This window comes from Amycolatopsis sp. WAC 04182 (assembly GCF_003947465.1).
In the GTDB taxonomy this organism is placed as follows: domain Bacteria; phylum Actinomycetota; class Actinomycetes; order Mycobacteriales; family Pseudonocardiaceae; genus Amycolatopsis.
This window is the reverse complement of sequence record NZ_QHJJ01000001.1, coordinates 824,372-840,183: the sequence shown is the minus strand read 5'-3', so window position 1 is coordinate 840,183 and position 15,812 is coordinate 824,372. Positions and strand designations below refer to the sequence as shown.

The 15,812-nt window shown below is 68.0% G+C and carries 19 protein-coding genes; 16 read left to right on the top strand and 3 right to left on the bottom strand.

Translation table 11 applies throughout. The features are described 5' to 3' along the window. The first annotated feature begins 28 nt into the window (after positions 1-28). Genes ehuB through ehuA form a run of 4 tightly spaced genes read left to right on the top strand, consistent with a single transcriptional unit; the run spans position 29 to position 3,059 of the window. Positions 29-922, top strand: a complete 894-nt coding sequence (gene ehuB, locus DMH01_RS04295) for an ectoine/hydroxyectoine ABC transporter substrate-binding protein EhuB (RefSeq protein ID WP_125673791.1) — start codon at positions 29-31, stop codon at positions 920-922. 13 nt (positions 923-935) lie between these two features. After that, on the top strand, positions 936-1,631 hold the full coding sequence (gene ehuC / locus DMH01_RS04290; protein ID WP_125673790.1) for an ectoine/hydroxyectoine ABC transporter permease subunit EhuC: 696 nt from the start codon (positions 936-938) through the stop codon (positions 1,629-1,631). Next, positions 1,631-2,287 (top strand): ectoine/hydroxyectoine ABC transporter permease subunit EhuD, encoded by a 657-nt coding sequence (ehuD, locus tag DMH01_RS04285; protein WP_125673789.1) that lies wholly within the window; start codon positions 1,631-1,633, stop codon positions 2,285-2,287. The genes ehuC and ehuD overlap by 1 nt, the downstream gene beginning before the upstream one ends. Before the next feature lie 7 nt (positions 2,288-2,294). Then, positions 2,295-3,059 (top strand): ectoine/hydroxyectoine ABC transporter ATP-binding protein EhuA, encoded by a 765-nt coding sequence (gene ehuA, locus DMH01_RS04280; RefSeq protein WP_125674318.1) that lies wholly within the window; start codon positions 2,295-2,297, stop codon positions 3,057-3,059. Here the strand turns inward: ehuA and DMH01_RS04275 are convergent. Beyond that, positions 3,056-3,616, bottom strand: a complete 561-nt coding sequence (locus DMH01_RS04275) for a cysteine hydrolase family protein (protein WP_125673788.1) — start codon at positions 3,614-3,616, stop codon at positions 3,056-3,058. The two genes, ehuA and DMH01_RS04275, sit on opposite strands and share 4 nt — an antisense overlap. A gap of 71 nt (positions 3,617-3,687) precedes the next feature. On the opposite strand from DMH01_RS04275, the gene DMH01_RS04270 reads away from it, so the two are divergent. Both DMH01_RS04270 and DMH01_RS04265 read left to right on the top strand, forming a co-directional pair. Continuing rightward, entirely contained in the window at positions 3,688-4,674 is a 987-nt protein-coding gene (locus DMH01_RS04270; protein ID WP_125673787.1) for a GlxA family transcriptional regulator, read from the top strand. Continuing rightward, positions 4,647-5,420, top strand: coding sequence for an enoyl-CoA hydratase-related protein (locus DMH01_RS04265; protein ID WP_125673786.1), 774 nt, complete (start codon positions 4,647-4,649; stop codon positions 5,418-5,420). Before DMH01_RS04270 ends, DMH01_RS04265 begins: the two co-directional genes overlap by 28 nt. A 6-nt stretch (positions 5,421-5,426) precedes the next feature. Here the strand turns inward: DMH01_RS04265 and DMH01_RS04260 are convergent, their stop codons facing one another. After that, on the bottom strand, positions 5,427-5,969 hold the full coding sequence (locus DMH01_RS04260) for an NUDIX hydrolase (protein ID WP_125673785.1): 543 nt from the start codon (positions 5,967-5,969) through the stop codon (positions 5,427-5,429). Positions 5,970-6,006: 37 nt separating this feature from the next. Between DMH01_RS04260 and nucS the strand changes: the two genes are divergently transcribed. Continuing rightward, complete coding sequence (gene nucS / locus DMH01_RS04255) at positions 6,007-6,666, top strand: endonuclease NucS (protein ID WP_034308895.1); 660 nt, start codon at positions 6,007-6,009, stop codon at positions 6,664-6,666. 92 nt (positions 6,667-6,758) lie between these two features. Here the strand turns inward: nucS and DMH01_RS04250 are convergent, their stop codons facing one another. After that, entirely contained in the window at positions 6,759-6,959 is a 201-nt protein-coding gene (locus DMH01_RS04250; protein WP_125673784.1) for a hypothetical protein, read from the bottom strand. A gap of 502 nt (positions 6,960-7,461) precedes the next feature. On the opposite strand from DMH01_RS04250, the gene DMH01_RS04245 reads away from it, so the two are divergent. From DMH01_RS04245 to dhaM, 9 genes are all read left to right on the top strand, one after another. After that, a complete protein-coding gene (locus tag DMH01_RS04245) occupies positions 7,462-8,424 on the top strand; it encodes a patatin-like phospholipase family protein (RefSeq protein WP_125673783.1) in 963 nt (320 codons plus the stop codon). Between the two features lie 44 nt (positions 8,425-8,468). After that, positions 8,469-9,245 (top strand): hypothetical protein, encoded by a 777-nt coding sequence (locus DMH01_RS04240; RefSeq protein ID WP_125673782.1) that lies wholly within the window; start codon positions 8,469-8,471, stop codon positions 9,243-9,245. A 67-nt stretch (positions 9,246-9,312) separates the two neighbouring features. Continuing rightward, on the top strand, positions 9,313-10,107 hold the full coding sequence (locus DMH01_RS04235) for a hypothetical protein (RefSeq protein ID WP_125673781.1): 795 nt from the start codon (positions 9,313-9,315) through the stop codon (positions 10,105-10,107). A 164-nt stretch (positions 10,108-10,271) separates the two neighbouring features. Beyond that, positions 10,272-11,969: a sodium:solute symporter family protein gene (locus tag DMH01_RS04230; protein ID WP_125674316.1), complete on the top strand. Its 1,698-nt coding sequence runs from the start codon at positions 10,272-10,274 to the stop codon at positions 11,967-11,969. Positions 11,970-11,979: 10 nt separating this feature from the next. Continuing rightward, positions 11,980-12,243, top strand: a complete 264-nt coding sequence (locus DMH01_RS04225) for a hypothetical protein (RefSeq protein WP_125673780.1) — start codon at positions 11,980-11,982, stop codon at positions 12,241-12,243. Between the two features lie 47 nt (positions 12,244-12,290). Continuing rightward, a complete protein-coding gene (locus DMH01_RS04220) occupies positions 12,291-13,295 on the top strand; it encodes a DUF3558 domain-containing protein (protein WP_233621394.1) in 1,005 nt (334 codons plus the stop codon). Between the two features lie 68 nt (positions 13,296-13,363). Continuing rightward, positions 13,364-14,365, top strand: coding sequence for a dihydroxyacetone kinase subunit DhaK (gene dhaK / locus DMH01_RS04215; RefSeq protein ID WP_034308881.1), 1,002 nt, complete (start codon positions 13,364-13,366; stop codon positions 14,363-14,365). After that, positions 14,365-14,988 (top strand): dihydroxyacetone kinase subunit DhaL, encoded by a 624-nt coding sequence (gene dhaL / locus DMH01_RS04210; RefSeq protein WP_125673778.1) that lies wholly within the window; start codon positions 14,365-14,367, stop codon positions 14,986-14,988. The genes dhaK and dhaL overlap by 1 nt, the downstream gene beginning before the upstream one ends. Continuing rightward, on the top strand, positions 14,985-15,659 hold the full coding sequence (gene dhaM / locus DMH01_RS04205) for a dihydroxyacetone kinase phosphoryl donor subunit DhaM (protein ID WP_125673777.1): 675 nt from the start codon (positions 14,985-14,987) through the stop codon (positions 15,657-15,659). Before dhaL ends, dhaM begins: the two co-directional genes overlap by 4 nt. The last annotated feature ends 153 nt before the right edge of the window (positions 15,660-15,812 follow it).

Here is a 15,812-nt window from a genome sequence, read left to right as displayed (position 1 = left end):
AACCGATTAATCGAAAAGAGGTGCCGCGATGGTGCACGGCGAGTGGTCGAGGCGGGAGTTCTTCCGGCGGTCCGCGGTTCTGGGCGCGGTGACGATCGGTGGTCCGGTGCTGTTGTCCGCGTGCACGACGACGACTTCCGGGAACGCGCTGGAGGCGGCGAAAAGCTCCAAGAAGATCAAGATCGGTATCGCGAACGAAGCGCCGTACGGCTTCACGGACCAGAGTGGCCGGGTCACCGGCGAGGCGCCCGAGGTCGCGCGCGCCGTCTTCAAGGCCATGGGCATCGACAACGTGGAAGCCGAAGCGGTCTCCTTCGACCAGTTGATCCCCGCGCTCAACGCCAGGAAGTACGACGTCGTCGCGGCGGGCATGAACATCAAGAAGGAACGGTGCGACGCGGCGGCCTTCTCGATCCCCGACTACTCGGCGCTGACCGCTTTGCTGGTGCCCAAGGGAAATCCGCAGCAGGTGCTGAAGTTCGAGGACATCGCGGCCAAGAAGGTCAAGGTCGCCGTGCTCTCGGCGGCCGTGGAGAAGGGGTACGCCACCGACTCCGGCGTCGCCGAGGACCAGATCGTCACCCTCGATTCGCAGGACAACATGCTCCGCGCGGTCACCGACGGCCGGGTCTACTGCGCCGCGCTCACCGACATCTCCCTCAAGGACGTCCTGGCGAAGAGCCCCGGCGCGGCGGCCGAAGTGACGCCCGGCTTCGATCCGATCAAGGACGGCAAACCGGTCGTGTCCGCCGGCGCCTTCGTCTTCCGCAAGGACGACAACCCGTTGCGCGAGGCGTTCAACGTCGAACTCAAGAAGCTGCAGGACAGCGGCGAATGGACCAGGATCGTGACGCCGTTCGGCTTCTCGGCGGACAACCTGCCGAAGGCCGACGTGACCACCGAGAAACTCTGCGCGGTGTGACGAGGCGAAACCCATGTCGTCGTCGGTATCGCATATCATCACGTCCGTCCTCAGTGGACTGACCGCGACCGTCACCGCGGCGCTCGGCGGGATCGCGCTCACCGTGGTGCTCTCGCTGGCCGCCGGGCTGGCGCTGAGATCCCCGTCCCGGCCGGTGCGGGGGATTTCCCGGGTCTACGTCGAGATCTTCCGCGGCACCTCGGAAGTCGTCCAGCTGTTCTGGCTCTACTTCGTGCTTCCGGTGCTGGTCGGCCTCCAGCTGGTGCCGATGTTCGCCGGGATCCTGGTGCTGGGTCTCAACCACGGGGCCTACGGCGCGGAGATCGTCCGCGGCGCGGTGAACTCGGTCCCGCGCGCGCAGTTCGAGGGCGCCGTCGCGCTCAACCTGAGCCCGGCCCAGCGGATGCGGCGGGTGATCCTGCCGCAGGCGTTCGCGGAAATGCTGCCACCGTTCAACAATCTCTTCATCCAGTTGCTGAAGAGCACCGCGCTGCTGTCGTTCATCGGGGTCCCGGAGATGGCCCGCCAAGGTGAGTTGCTGCGGCCGGTGTTCAGTGCCGAGATCGGCTGGATCTACGGCACAGAACTCGTGCTCTACCTCCTGCTCGCGCTGCTGATCACGAGCGGGATGCGGCTGCTGGAACGGAACGCCGCGCGGCGCCTCGGCCGGGCCCCGGCCAAGATGACGGCCACCGCGGGAGGTGTGTGATGGACTGGAGCTGGAAATCGGCCTTCGATTCGATTCCCCTGCTGCTGGAAGGGCTTCTCGTCACCGTCGAGATCACCCTGCTCGCCTCGCTGGTCGGCTACGTGCTCGGCCTGGTGTTCGCGTTGGTCCACCGCACCGGAATCCCCGTGCTGTCCCAGGCGATCCGGCTGTTCATCGAGTTCGTCCGCAGCACGCCGCTGCTGATCCAGGTGTTCGTTCTCTACTACGTGATCCAGCCGGTGGGCGGAATGACCTTGTCCCCGTTCGCCACCGGTGTCATCGCGCTCGGCGTGCACTACGCGACATACGCGGCCGAGGTCTACCGTGCCGGGATCGAGGCTGTCCCGAAAGGACAGTGGGAGGCCGCGACCGCGCTGAACCTCCCGAGGTCGCGGGTGTGGACCGCGGTCGTCCTGCCGCAAGCGGTGCCGCGGGTGCTGCCCGCGCTCGGCAACTACACGATCTCGATGTTCAAGGAAACCCCGTTGCTGCTGGCGATCGGCGTCGTCGACGTTTTGGCGAGGGCGAAGGAGGTCGGCGCCGACACGTTCCGCGTCGTCGAGCCGTACACCCTGGCCGGGGTGCTGTTCCTGCTGGTGAGCCTGCCGGCTTCGATTCTGGTGAGAAGGTTGGAGCGACGTGCCGCCCACAGTTGATTCCCCGATGATCCGGTTCTCGCAGGTGGTCAAGTCCTTCCGCGACCACGTCGTGCTGCGTGACCTTGATTTCACCGTCGCGCCAGGGGAATTCGTCTCCCTGATCGGGCCGAGCGGGTCCGGGAAGACGACGATCCTGCGGCTGCTGATGACACTGGAGAAGGTCGACGGCGGCACCATCGAGGTCTGCGGTGACTATTTGAGCCATATGAAGCGCGGCGGGAAACTGGTCCCCGCGGACGAGAAGTACCTGCAGGAGGCGCGCAAGCGGATCGGCATGGTGTTCCAGCAGTTCAACCTGTTCCCGAACATGAACGTGCTGCGCAACATCACCGAGGCGCCGATCCATTCCCTCGGCGTCGCCAAGGACGAGGCGGAGGCGCGGGCCGTCGAACTGCTGGAAATGGTGGGGCTCACGGACAAGAAGGACGCGCACCCCACGCGGCTTTCCGGCGGCCAGCAGCAGCGCGTCGCGATCGCCCGCGCGCTCGCGATGCGGCCGGACGTGCTGCTGCTGGACGAGGTGACCTCGGCGCTCGACCCGGAACTGGTCGCCGACGTCCTGCGTGTGCTGCGTGAGATCGCGACGTCCACCGACATCACGATCCTCTGTGTCACGCATGAGATGCAGTTCGCGCGCGATGTCTCGGATCGGGTGATGATGTTCGACCAGGGACAGGTGCTGGAGGACGCCACGCCCGACAAGCTGTTCAACGACCCGGAGCACGACCGGACGCGGCGGTTCCTCAAGGCGGTCATCGACCGCGCCTAAAGCGCGCTCAGGATCTCCTTCGTCGAGGTGACCGTGGCGAACCCGCCGCCGTGCAGGTTCGTCGCGGTCGCCTTGGACAGCTCGTCGGCGGTCAAGACGCTGCCGTCCGGCCCGGCGAGGTCGAAGGTGAAGGTGGCGTCGAGCGCGAAAGTCACGTCGTAGCCGAGGTTCCCGCCGACGCGCGCGGTGGTCTCGCAGCAGAAGTTCGTCTGGATACCGGCGAGCACGAACGACGTGATGCCGCGGGTCTTCAGCCAGCCGTCGAGATCGATGTCGCCGTGGAAGGCCGAGTTGACCTTCTTGCCGAACACCAGATCCGCGCGCACGCCGTCGAGTTCCGGCTTGAAGTGGTTGCCCTCCTGCCCCGGCTGCAGCGACGAGCCGGGTTTCACGGAGTCGTGGTGCACCAGCACGATCGGCAGCCCGCGCTCCTGGTAGGCGTCGACGAGCGCTTTGATGTTGGCCTCCGCGCCGGGGTTGTTGCGCGGGCCCCAGACGGGTTTGTCGAAGCCGCGCTGGACGTCGATCACGAGCAGGGCCTTGTTCTCAGTGGTCATGGCTTCGAGTTTCACGCGCATCGTCGCGGGTGGGGAGTGGCAGAAGAAGCGCGATGCGGTACTTTTCTGCCATGCGAACCGTGGGTGTGCTCCTCCTGCCGGGCAGCCGGTCCTTCGACCTGGGCGTGATCGGTGAGGTCTGGGGAGTCGACCGGACCGACAGCGGCATCGGTCCCTTCGAGGTCCGGCTCTGCGCGGCAGGCCGCAGCTCGATCGCCGTCCATCCGTTCGGCCGGATCGAGGCCACCCATGGGCTGAGCGGGCTGGCCGGCTGCGATCTCGTCCTCGTGCCCGGCCGGGTGGATCCGCACGCCGAGGTGCCCGCGGCCGCCGTCGCCGCGCTGCGCAAGGCGCACCGGGAGGGGATCACCGTCGCGTCGCTGTGTTCCGGGGCTTTCACGCTCGCCGCGGCCGGGTTGCTCGGCGGCCGGTCCGTCACCACGCACTGGCGACTGCTGGACGACCTCGAAGCCGCCGCTCGCGACGCCGTCGTCCAGCGGGACGTGCTGTTCACCGACGAGGGTGACGTGCTGACGTCCGCCGGGGTGGTCGGCGGGCTGGATCTCTGCCTGCATCTGGTGCGCCGCGACCATGGCGCCGAGATCGCCGCCGCCCTCGCCCGGCGGCTGGTGATGCCGCCCGCGCGGGAGGGCGGCCAGCGGCAGTATGTCGACAACCCGTTGCCGCCCAAGCCGTCGCGGCCGAGTGTATCGTCCACAATGGACTGGGCACTGGAGCGGATCGCCGACGACATCGGCGTCGACGACCTCGTCGGGCACGCCGGGCTGAGCGAGCGGACCTTCCACCGCGAGTTCGCGGCGGCCACCGGCGTGACACCGGGCCGGTGGCTCCGCGCGCAGCGGGTGCGGCTCGCGCGGAGGCTGCTGGAGACCACCGAGCTCCCGGTCGAGCGGGTCGCGCAGCGCTCCGGCCTCGGCACCGCCGCCAACCTGCGACGACGGCTCCGGGCGGACGTCGGTGTCGGACCCGATTCGTATCGCCGGACGTTCCGGTCGGTTACCGTCGAAGCATGGCCGAGTACGAGCACATCCTCGTGAAGCGGGACGGGGACACCGTCACGATCACCATGAACCGCGCCGCGCGGCGCAACTCACTGTCGTCGGACCACCTCGCCGAGCTGCTCGCGGCGTTCCGCGAGGCCGGGGAAACCGACGCCACCGGGATCGTCCTGGCCGGCGCCGGGCCGGTTTTCTCGGCGGGACACGACTTCGGCGACGTCGCCGCACGCGACCTGATGGGCGTGCGCGAGCTGCTGCGGCTGTGCACGGACCTGATGGGCACGATGCAGTCCGTCCCGCAGGTCGTCGTCGCGCGGGTGCACGGGCTCGCGACCGCGGCGGGGTGCCAGCTGGTGGCCTCGTGCGACCTCGCCGTCGCCGCGGAATCCGCCGGCTTCGCCCTTCCCGGTGGCAAGGGCGGCTGGTTCTGCCACACACCCGCGGTACCGGTGGCACGCGCGATCGGGCGGAAACGCCTGATGGAACTGGCGCTCACCGGCGACGTCGTCGACGCCGCCACCGCGCTGGACTGGGGCCTGGTGAACCGCGTCGTGCCGGACGACTCGCTGGACGAAGCCGTCGCTTCGCTGCTCGGACGCGCGACGCGAGGAAGCCGGGCCAGCAAGGCGATGGGCAAGCAGACCCTCTACGCACAGCTGGACCGGCCCGAGGCCGACGCCTACGCGCTGGCGCTGGAGGTGATGGCTTCGGCTTCGCAGTTGCCCGGGGCGCGTGAGGGTATGGCGGCCTTCCTGGAGAAGCGTTCCCCGGTGTGGCCCGACTGAGCAGGTTCAGAGCGTGCGTTCGCGCAGGAGCAGAAGCGTGTAGGCGGCCAGCGTCTGAGCGTCGGTGATGTCGCCCGAAGCGATCATCTTCTCGAACTCGCCGCGCTCGAACCACGCCGTCCGCATGTCCTGCTCCTCGACCTCGCGCTGGGCTTCACCCTGCGTGAGATCGGTGGCGAGGAACACGTGCCCGCGCTGGCTCGAGAACCCGGGCGCGACGTCGGTCTTGCCGAGGTCGGCCATCGAACCCGCGATCAGCCCGGTCTCCTCCCGCAGTTCGCGGGCGGCGAGTTCGAGCGGCGGGACGTCGGCCAGTTCGGGCGCGGTGCCCATCGGGAATTCCCAGCGCCGCATCCCGACCGGATAGCGGAACTGCTCGACCAGGTGAAACCCGGCGCCGTCGAACGGGATCACCACGGCGCAGGTCGGTTTGTCGACGACGGCGTAGATCCCCTCGGAACCATCGAGCCGCCGGACGGCGTCTTCGCGCAGGGTCATCCAGTCGTTCCGGTACACCTCGCGGGAGCTGACACGCTGAACGGGGTCCATGCGCACAGTATCGCCGTGCTTGTCCTACCCTCGCGTGGTGCGCCTTGTGATCGCTCGCTGCCAGGTCGACTACGCCGGCCGTCTGACCGCCCATCTGCCGATGGCCACCCGGCTGCTGCTCGTGAAGGCCGACGGCTCGGTGTCCGTGCACTCGGACGACCGCGCCTACAAGCCGCTGAACTGGATGAGCCCGCCGTGCTGGCTGATCGAGGACGGCAAGCTGTGGATCGTCGAGAACAAGCAGGGGGAGAAGCTCGTCATCACGATCGACGAGATCTTCCACGACCACGCGCAGGAACTCGGCGCCGAACCGGGACTGCAGAAGGACGGCGTCGAGGCGCACCTGCAGGAACTGCTCGCCGAGCACATCAAGACCCTCGGCGACGGCTACACCCTGGTGCGGCGTGAGTTCCCGACCGCGATCGGGCCGGTCGACATCATGGCCCGCGACGCCGACGGTGCCAGTGTCGCCGTCGAGATCAAACGGCGCGGCGAGATCGACGGCGTCGAGCAGCTGACGCGGTACCTCGAACTGCTCAACCGCGACCCGCTGCTGGCGCCGGTGCAGGGTGTCTTCGCGGCGCAGATCATCAAGCCGCAGGCGCGGGTGCTGGCCGAGGACCGGGGGATCCGGTGCCTCACGCTCGACTACGACGCGTTGCGCGGCATCGAATCGGACGAGTTCCGCCTCTTCTGAACGGCCTCAGTACATGAAGGACCCCTTCCTTGCGTCTAGCGCAAGGAAGGGGTCCTTCATGTACTGACGGCGTCGCTGCCTGAGCTCTGCGATCACCAGCAGGTGTGCCCGCCGGGGTAGGTTTCGGAGTAGCGCTTGATCGCTGTGCAGTTGCCCAAGTAAGAGCTGTAGTCCTCGAGTCTGCCGAGGACTCCGTCCGGTGGGGGTTCCGCATAGACGCCGGGGGCCAGCATCACCATCTTGTCGCCCTCGACGTACTGCGTGTACCGCTTGTCGACCTTGGACTTCGGCACGAACTTCGGGTACTCGCTCGGTGGCGTCGATGCCGTCGAACTCGGTGCGCTCCTGCTAGTGCTCGGCGGCGAGGTCCGCGCGGTGGAGGTCGCTGTCGATGACGGCGGCGGCCTCGTGGTCGCCGTCGAGCCCGCAGGGCTCTCCGTGCATCCCGCGGATGACCCGCTGAGCAGGACCACTGCGAAGATCATCGCGATGCGTTGCATGCTGCGAAGTCGGGCACTGTCCACTGCATGTTACGGGGCCTGGTGACTCTCAGAGCAGTGAACAGCCGATATCGAATCGAGTCCTCGGATTCGTATCTGCATTCTTTCCCGCGCCACAGAATGCCCTAAAGGGCGCGAGAAAGTAACGAACTCGCGTTCTCCTGCAAAAGAACCAGCTATTTCTGTGCCATTCGGGTGAACGCCGGATTGGCCGGTCTCGCGCTGTGTCACACTCGATTTCCGCGAGGGGTACCGCCGACATATGGGGACCCGCGGGGTGCAGGGGTGATGGGCCATGGCTGATTCACGGAAGAACGTCGATCTCGTGCTGGAAGGCGGCGGCGTCAAAGGTATCGGGTTGCTGGGCGCGGTACTGGAGTTGCACGATGCCGGTTATTCGTTTCCCCGGATCGCCGGGACGAGCGCGGGCGCGATCGTCGCGACACTGGTCGCCGCGTATCAGAAGGCGGGGAAGGATCTCGGCGGGCTGGAAGCGGTGATGAACGACTTGGACTGCCGCCGGTTCCAGGATCAGTCCCTGCTCGACAAGGTCGCCGGACCGATCGGCGATGGCGTCGATCTGCTTCTGCACGACGGGATGCACTCCGGTGACTATCTCACCGAATGGCTCGCGCCGTTGCTGGAAGAGGTCGGCGTGCGCACTTTCGCCGATCTGGCCATCGAAGATCCCGAAGGTACTTTGCTTCCGTATCAACGGTATTCGCTCGTCGTCCACGTCAGCGACCTGACCAGGCGGGTGCTCGTCCGGTTGCCTTGGGATTATTCCCAGTACGGCCGCGATCCCGGTGCGGAGAAGGTCGTCGACGCGGTCCGCGCGTCGATGTCGATCCCGCTCTACTTCCGGCCGGTGCAGTTCGACGTCCATCCCGAGGGGACCGTCACGTGGGTCGACGGCGGCCTGCTGTCGAACTTCCCGATCACCGTCTTCGACCGGACCGACGCGAAGAAGCCGCGGTGGCCGACCTGGGGCGTGAAGCTGTCCGGGGAACCCGCGGGCGGCAAGGACAAACCGGTCAAGAGCGCGTTGCGGATCGCCATCGGTTCGCTCGAAACCCTGCTGTCGGACTGGAATCGTTACCGCTTGCACGAGGAAGGTGTGAACCGGCGGACGGTGTACGTCGACACGACGGGGGTTTCCGCCGTCGACTTCGGGCTCGGCGAAGAGGAAAAGAAGCGCCTCTTCGAAAGCGGGCGGGAGGCCGCGCGGCGGTTTCTGGAAAAGATCGTGCCGCAGTGAACTCGCCGGCGGTATTCCGGTGGGATGAGGGATAGGAGGATCCCATGCGTTATCGCCCGATCGGCAGTGACCCGGCGGACGGCCGCCTCGGCCGGTTCGTCCCGGACGACTGGCGCCACGTCGAGCGCTATCCGTTGACCGCGCTGGCCACCGAGGACCGGCCGACCCGGTCGCCGGTCGTCATCGGTGTCAACTGGTACAAGGAATTCGACGTGCCGGAAAAGGACGAGAAGTCCGGCGAGTTCTTCGTCGCGAAAGGCGGCGCGAAATCGCTCACCAGGATCCGCGGCGGGCACTGCGTCTGCCTCGAACCCGGTGAATCGACCGACGGCGACACCCAGTACGCCTTCTACGACCAGGGCAAGGAAGGCGCCTGCGTCGGCTTCGGCTGGTCGCGCTGCATGACGATGTTCAACGGCGACCTGTACGCCGCGCGGTGGCTGTGGGACCAGTCGAAGCTGCGTGACGAATGGGGCGAGACCAACCCCGGCGACAACAACGGCACGTCCGTCCGCGCGGCGGCCGAGGTCCTGCTCGAACTGGGGCACGTCCCGTGGTCCGAGACCTACACGGACGACGACCACGTCAAGCGGGCCGCCTACACGCCCGACGTCAAGAACGGCATCCAGGCCTATCGCTGGGCGAAGTCGGTCGAAGAGGTGCACGAGGTCCTCGGCAACCCGCGTGCCGACGAGCTCGGCGCCGTGCCGTTCCTCAACTCGTGGGGCTCGGGCTACCCGCACCGCACGTACATGCCGGACGACGTCCTCGCCCGGTTGATCAAGGAGGACGGCGAAGTGGGCCTGCCCACGGACCGGTAAACCCCCACCGGTCACGGGGAAGGGCCGTTCCGGCGACGGGACGGCCCTTTTCCGCGATCATGACGGAGTGCACGGAGAACCGCTGTCGAGGGCATGGCCGCTCGCGCCGTCCGGCGCCACCGATTGGTTGCGTGACCTGTGCGGTGACGGCCTGACCGGATTCATGCCGCCGCCGATGCCGGACGCCGTCTGGGTGCTCAACGCGATGTACGAGCACGAGCAGGGGCCGTCCGAAACGTCGTACCACGAGCATCGCCAGGCTCAAGTGGCCGAAGGGAGCGTCGAGCCGCACATCATCGGCGGCCTCGATCTCGAAGCCGTGGGTGTGACCACCGGAGGGGGAATCGGCCGCGCCGGGCATCCCGGCCCCGGATGGCGGCGGCTGCGCTGGGCGGAGCTCGCCCGCCGCACCGGCGATCCGGTCGTCCCGTCGGGAATGATGCCGTGCTTCCGATGCTTCCCTTCGATCAGGAAGGAGGGAAGCTGGCCGCTGGGGATCATCCCGCCGACCGAGGGAAGCCTGGACCGCGAGACCTGGACGCGGCTGATCGGCGTGCTCACCGAGTTCGGTCCGGCGGGCCGGGACACCGCGTGCCTCGCCTATTACAACCCGCTGACCCTGGGCGCGGAGGACTTCGACAACCTCCATGTGCGAGCCGGGCGCCTCGGTGACGCCGAGATCCTGTACGACCATTCCGAGGCGGACTTCAGCCCGTCCAATCTCTGGGCCGAAGATCGATCTTGGTGCCTGTGCACCGATTACGACCTGTGGGCCACCAAGGTCGCCGGTCCACCCGCCTTGATCGAGGCGCTGCTGAACGACGCCGAAATCGAAGCGGTGCGGCTGCCGGCAACGCCTTGAAGGCCCGGGGATCGGACAGGAATTGTCAAGAATTGTCCCGAAACAGACACGTCAGGGCGGACGTCGCCCACCCGCACTGCCGCTCCTGAATCCATGCAGTATGGTCCGCGATTGACGCGATACCGGCGTTTCTCGTGGACATTTTCACTATGGAGGTGAGTCGGTTGCACGTACTGGCCGATGCGAACCTGCGGCTCGACGCAAGTCCGATCGACTACGTCCTGCTCGCCTTCTATTTCGCCCTGGTGCTCGGCATCGGGTACATGGCGCGAAGGTCGGTCTCGAGCAGCCTCGACTTCTTCCTCTCCGGCCGCTCACTGCCCGCCTGGGTCACCGGTCTCGCCTTCATCTCGGCGAACCTCGGCGCGGTCGAGATCATGGGCATGTCGGCCAACGGCGTGCTCTACGGCCTGCCGACCGTCCACTACTTCTGGATCGGCGCGATCCCGGCGATGCTGTTCCTCGGCATCGTGATGATGCCGTTCTACTACGGCTCGAAGGTCCGCAGTGTCCCGGAGTTCATGCTCCGCCGGTTCGGCAAACCCGCCCACCTGGTCAACGGCATCAGTTTCGCGAGCGCGCAGATCCTCATCGCGGGCGCGAACCTGTTCCTGCTCGCCAGCGTGGTGAACCTGCTGCTCGGCTGGCCGCTGTGGGTGTCGATCATCGTCGCGGCCGCGGTCGTGCTCTCCTACACCGCGCTCGGCGGCCTTTCCGCCGCGATCTACAACGAGGTCCTGCAGTTCTTCGTGATCGTCGCGGCGCTGCTGCCGCTGACCATCGTCGGCCTGGTGAAGGTCGGCGGCTGGCAGGGTCTCGTCGACAAGGTCACCGCGAGCCCCGGCGGCGAAGCGCAGCTGCACTCGTGGCCGGGTGACAACCTCACCGGCTTCGGCAACAGCTTCCTGTCGATCCTCGGTCTCGTCTTCGGCCTCGGTTTCGTGCTGTCCTTCGGTTACTGGACCACGAACTTCGTCGAGGTCCAGCGCGCGATGGCGTCGAAGAGCATGTCGGCCGCGCGGCGGACGCCGATCATCGGCGCCTTCCCGAAGATGCTGGTCCCGTTCATCGTGATCATCCCGGGCATGATCGCCGCGGTCACCGTTTCCGAGTACGTCCAGGACAAGCAGATCCTGCTCGAGGGCGGCGACGCGCCCAGCGGCGTGACCGCGAACAACGCGATCCTGCTGCTGATGCGCGACCTGCTGCCCAACGGCATGCTCGGCGTGGCGCTCGCCGGTCTGCTCGCCTCGTTCATGGCGGGCATGGCCGCGAACCTGAGCTCGTTCAACACCGTGTTCACCTACGACATCTGGCAGTCGTACGTGAAGAAGAACGAGTCGGACGGCTACTACCTGCGGCTCGGCCGCCTGGTCACCGCGGTCGGCACCGTGCTCGCGATCGGCACCGCGTTCATCGCGTCGAACTCCGGGAACATCCTGACCTACCTGCAGGACCTGTTCTCCTTCTTCAACGCGCCGCTGTTCGCCACCTTCATCCTCGGCATGTTCTGGAAGCGGATGACGCCGACGGCGGGCTGGGTCGGCCTCGTGTCCGGTACCGCCTCCGCGATCACCGTGTGGCTGCTTTCGCAGGCCGGGGTCCTCGGGCTCACCGGGCAGGGCATCAGCTTCGTGGCCGCCGGTACGGCGTTCGTCGTCGACATCGCGGTCAGTGTCGGGGTCTCGCTCGCCACCGCGCCGAAGCCGGAGGCCCAGCTGGTCGGCCTCGTGTACTCCCTCACCCCGAAGGAGTCGCTGAAGCACGACGAGACCGGCGACGACGCGGGCTGGTACCGCAAGCCGGGCCTGCTCGCGGGCATCGTGCTGATCCTGACCATCGTGCTCAACATCATCTTCTAGGAGGCCGGAGATGGCTGCGTCGCAAGCTCCCAAGAAGGCCGGCGTCTTCGACATCCGGCTGATCATCGCGCTGCTCATCGGCGGTTACGGGCTGGTGCTCACGATCATGGGCCTCTGGTTCACCACCGAGGAGGAGCTGACCAAGGCCGCCGAGGTCAACATCAACCTGTGGGCGGGCATCGGCATGCTGGTGTTCGCGGCGCTGTTCGTGCTGTGGGCGAAGCTGCGCCCCATCGTGGTGCCGCCGAGCACCGACGGCGAGGGCGGCGAATAGCCGGGTTGTCCGGACACCGGCGAGGAGCTCCGGCTACCGTGCACTTCGTGCTGTTCAACGCTCGACGTCGCCGGATCGCGTCCGTGCTGGCCCTGGTGGCCGCGCTCGGCGCGGTGTCGGCCTGCGGTCAGAACCTCGCCAAGTCCAACTTCGCCCGGACCACCGTCGCCGCCGAACCCGGCTCCGGCAACGGCTCGGTGCCCGACGGGGACATCAACGATCCCGCGGTCACCCCGGCGGTGCTGCGCACGATCGAGCCGTGCGGGCTGGTGAGCAAGGAAGTGCTGAGCAGCCTCGGCACGCCGGAGGAGCCGACGTCGAATCTCAGCTCGTTCGGCACCTGCCGGGCGAAGGCCGTCGACGCCGGAGGCAAGGAACTCTCGGTCAGGGTCGAGATCGGCGCGTCGACCTACCTCTCGAGCAACGGCGTCACCGTTTCGACGGTCGATGGCCTGCCGCAGATCGAGCGGAAGGGCAAGGACGGGAAGAGCTGCGAAGTCGCCATCATGACCCTGCGCAAACCCGAGCGCGGGATCAGCTTTTCGGTCACCTACGACGGTGGCGACTCGTGCGCGACAGGCCGTGCGGTGGCCGCGAAGGCCGTGAAGATCCTGCACACGTCACCGGCGAAGTACCCGGCCGTCGCGGGCACGCTCACCGCCGTCGATCCGTGCACCGCCGCCGACAGCGCCGTCCTCAACGAGGTGGTGCCGCACGGCGCGGCCGAGCTGACCACCTTCCACTCCTGCGACTGGACACCGGGCTCCAATCCGCGGGTCTCGATCGGCTTCCGCCACGCGCTTCCGCCGGCGGAACGCGACGGGAACAAGAAGATCGACGTCGACGGTGTCGCCGTCTACCAGAAGGTCGGCACCGGTAACGCCGCCGAGTGCAAGCTCGAGTGGCAGCACAAGCCGTGGTCCGGCGACGACGTCGAGATCGTCAGCGTCAACTACCGGAACTACGACGAGAAGTCGAAGGACGAAGCGGTGTCGTGCGGCAAGGCGGTCAAGGTCGCCAAATCGGTGATCTCCAAGCTGCCGAAGCCCTGACGCTGGCGGCATCCGGCCGGGCGAGGTAGGAAGGGGACACCCCACCCGCCGACGGCCGGAGGCCACCCTTGAAGAAGATCATCAACGACCCGAAGACGGTGGTCGCGGAATCCCTGCGCGGACTCGCCGCGGCGCACGCGGACGTCCTGCGCGTGGAGGACGACCCGGCGCTCGTGGTGCGGGTGGACGCGCCCGTGGCGGGCAAGGTCGCGGTGATCTCCGGCGGCGGCTCCGGGCACGAACCGCTGCACGGTGGCTTCGTCGGGCAGGGCATGCTCGCGGCCGCCGTCCCCGGCGCGGTGTTCACCTCGCCGACGCCGGACGCAGTGGAGGCCGCGGTCAAGGCCACCACCGGGGACGCGGGCGCGCTGCTGATCGTGAAGAACTACACCGGCGACGTGCTCAACTTCGAGACCGCCGCGGAACTCGCCGCCGCCGAGGGGCTGGACGTGCGCAGCGTGGTGATCGACGACGACGTCGCGGTCAAGGACTCCACCTACACCGCCGGCCGTCGCGGGGTCGGCGGCACGGTACTGCTGGAGAAGGTCACCGGTGCCGCCGCCGAACGCGGCGACACGCTCGACGCGGTGGAAGCCCTGGCACGCAAGGTGATCGGCCAGGTCCGGTCGATCGGGGTGGCGCTCACCGCGCCGACCGTGCCCCACGCGGGCGAGCCGAGTTTCGACCTCGCCGACGACGAGATCGAGTTCGGCATCGGTATCCACGGCGAACCCGGTATCGAGCGGACCGCGGTGGTGACGGCCGACGAACTGGTCGCGCGGATGGTGGAAGCGGTGGTCACGGACCTGCCCTTCGCCGAGGGCGACAAGGTCCTCCTGTTCACGAACTCGATGGGCGGGACCCCGCTGGTCGAGCTGTACCTGGCGCACGGGATCGCCGAGCGGCTGCTGGCCGAGCGTGGGATCGTGGTCGAACGGCGGCTGGTGGGGCCGTACATCACCAGCCTCGAGATGCAGGGGATGAGCCTGACGTTGCTGAAACTGGACGACGAGCTGACCGAGTTGTGGGACGCGCCGGTGAACACCCCGGCCCTGAGGTGGGGAGTCTGATGGCCTGCACCGCCGAGACGCTCGCCGCCGCCTTGCGGGCGGCGGCCGCGGTGATCGCCGAGCATCGAGCCGAACTGGTCGACCTCGACCGCGCGATCGGCGACGCCGACCACGGCGAGAACATGGATCGCGGGTTCGGCGCCATCGTGTCCGCTTTGGACACCGCGACTCCCGAAACGCCCGCCGCGGTCGCGAAGCTGGCCGCCACGACGTTGATCTCGAAGGTCGGCGGCGCGGCGGGCCCGTTGTACGGCACGGCTTTCCTGCGCGCGTCGGTCAAGCTGGGCGACGCGGCCGAAGTGGACGGTCCGCTGCTCGTCGAGGCCCTGCGCGCGGCACTCGAAGGAGTGCAGGCGCGAGGCAAGGCCGTCGGGGGAGACGCGACCATGGTCGACGCCCTGATCCCCGCCGTCTCCGCCGCCGAGGAAGCCTCCGGCTCCGGTATCGCGGAGATCCTGACCGCGGCGGCGGACGCCGCGGACAAGGGCGCCGAGTCCACTGTGGAGCTCGTGCCGCGCAAGGGCCGGGCCTCGTACCTCGGTGAGCGGGCCAAGGGGCATATGGACCCCGGCGCCCGTTCGACGGCCTTGCTGCTGCGCGCCTTCGCGGAGGCCGCCAAGTGAGCGTCGGAATCGTGCTCGTCTCCCACAGCACCAAACTGGCCGAAGGGCTGGCGGAACTGGCCGCGCAGATGGCGCCGGACGTCACCATCGCGGCGGCGGGCGGCCTTGCCGACGGCGGGATCGGGACGGACTACGACGAGGTCGTCGCCGCGACGCAGCGCGCCGATTCGGGCGGGGGCGTCGTCCTGCTGTACGACCTGGGCAGCGCGCAGATGACCGCGGAACTGGCCGTCGAATCGCTCGCCGACCCGTCGGCCGCGGTCGTCGTGGACGCGCCGCTGGTCGAAGGCGCGATCGCGGCCGCCGTCGCGGCGCAGGGCGGGGCGGACCGCAAGGCCGTCGCCGAAGCGGCCGCCGCCGCGGGCGCGCCGCCGGACCTGACGTTCGACGAAGGCGCGCAGGACGGCGAGAGCACTGTCGAACTCACGCTGCGCAACGACGTCGGGTTGCACGCGCGGCCCGCCGCGGTACTGGTCCGGAGCATCGCGGGGCTGGACGCGCAGGTCACCGTGCGGCTCGGCGACGAGACCGCGGACGCCAACAGCGTGCTCGCGCTGATGGCGCTCGGTGCCCGTCAGGGCGACCGGATCGAGGTCCGCGCGAAGGGCGCGCAGGCCGAGGAAGCACTCACCAAGGTGAAGGACCTGGTCGACCAGAACTTCGGCGAGTGAGCTGAAGGGGCCCTTCGCCTCGTCTCACGCGGTGAAGGGCGCTTTCCTCTCGTCTTATGCGGGGAAAGCGTCCTTCAGCTCGTCCGCGAGTGACACTTACTCGATTCGGAGGGTGACAGCCGCTGCTTTCCGCGCCCCGGCATGGCACGATCG

Excerpts from the sequence above, each read along its gene's own strand:
- DMH01_RS04225 (WP_125673780.1), top strand. The coding sequence starts at position 11,980 with ATGGCTGCGTCGCAAGCTCCCAAGAAGGCCGGCGTCTTCGACATCCGG.
- ehuD (WP_125673789.1), top strand. The coding sequence starts at position 1,631 with ATGGACTGGAGCTGGAAATCGGCCTTCGATTCGATTCCCCTGCTGCTG.
- dhaL (WP_125673778.1), top strand. The coding sequence starts at position 14,365 with ATGGCCTGCACCGCCGAGACGCTCGCCGCCGCCTTGCGGGCGGCGGCC.
- ehuB (WP_125673791.1), top strand. The coding sequence starts at position 29 with ATGGTGCACGGCGAGTGGTCGAGGCGGGAGTTCTTCCGGCGGTCCGCG.
- DMH01_RS04245 (WP_125673783.1), top strand. The coding sequence starts at position 7,462 with ATGGCTGATTCACGGAAGAACGTCGATCTCGTGCTGGAAGGCGGCGGC.
- DMH01_RS04240 (WP_125673782.1), top strand. The coding sequence starts at position 8,469 with ATGCGTTATCGCCCGATCGGCAGTGACCCGGCGGACGGCCGCCTCGGC.
- ehuC (WP_125673790.1), top strand. The coding sequence starts at position 936 with ATGTCGTCGTCGGTATCGCATATCATCACGTCCGTCCTCAGTGGACTG.
- ehuA (WP_125674318.1), top strand. The coding sequence starts at position 2,295 with ATGATCCGGTTCTCGCAGGTGGTCAAGTCCTTCCGCGACCACGTCGTG.
- DMH01_RS04265 (WP_125673786.1), top strand. The coding sequence starts at position 4,647 with ATGGCCGAGTACGAGCACATCCTCGTGAAGCGGGACGGGGACACCGTC.
- DMH01_RS04260 (WP_125673785.1), bottom strand. The coding sequence starts at position 5,969 with ATGGACCCCGTTCAGCGTGTCAGCTCCCGCGAGGTGTACCGGAACGAC.
- DMH01_RS04270 (WP_125673787.1), top strand. The coding sequence starts at position 3,688 with ATGCGAACCGTGGGTGTGCTCCTCCTGCCGGGCAGCCGGTCCTTCGAC.
- DMH01_RS04275 (WP_125673788.1), bottom strand. The coding sequence starts at position 3,616 with ATGACCACTGAGAACAAGGCCCTGCTCGTGATCGACGTCCAGCGCGGC.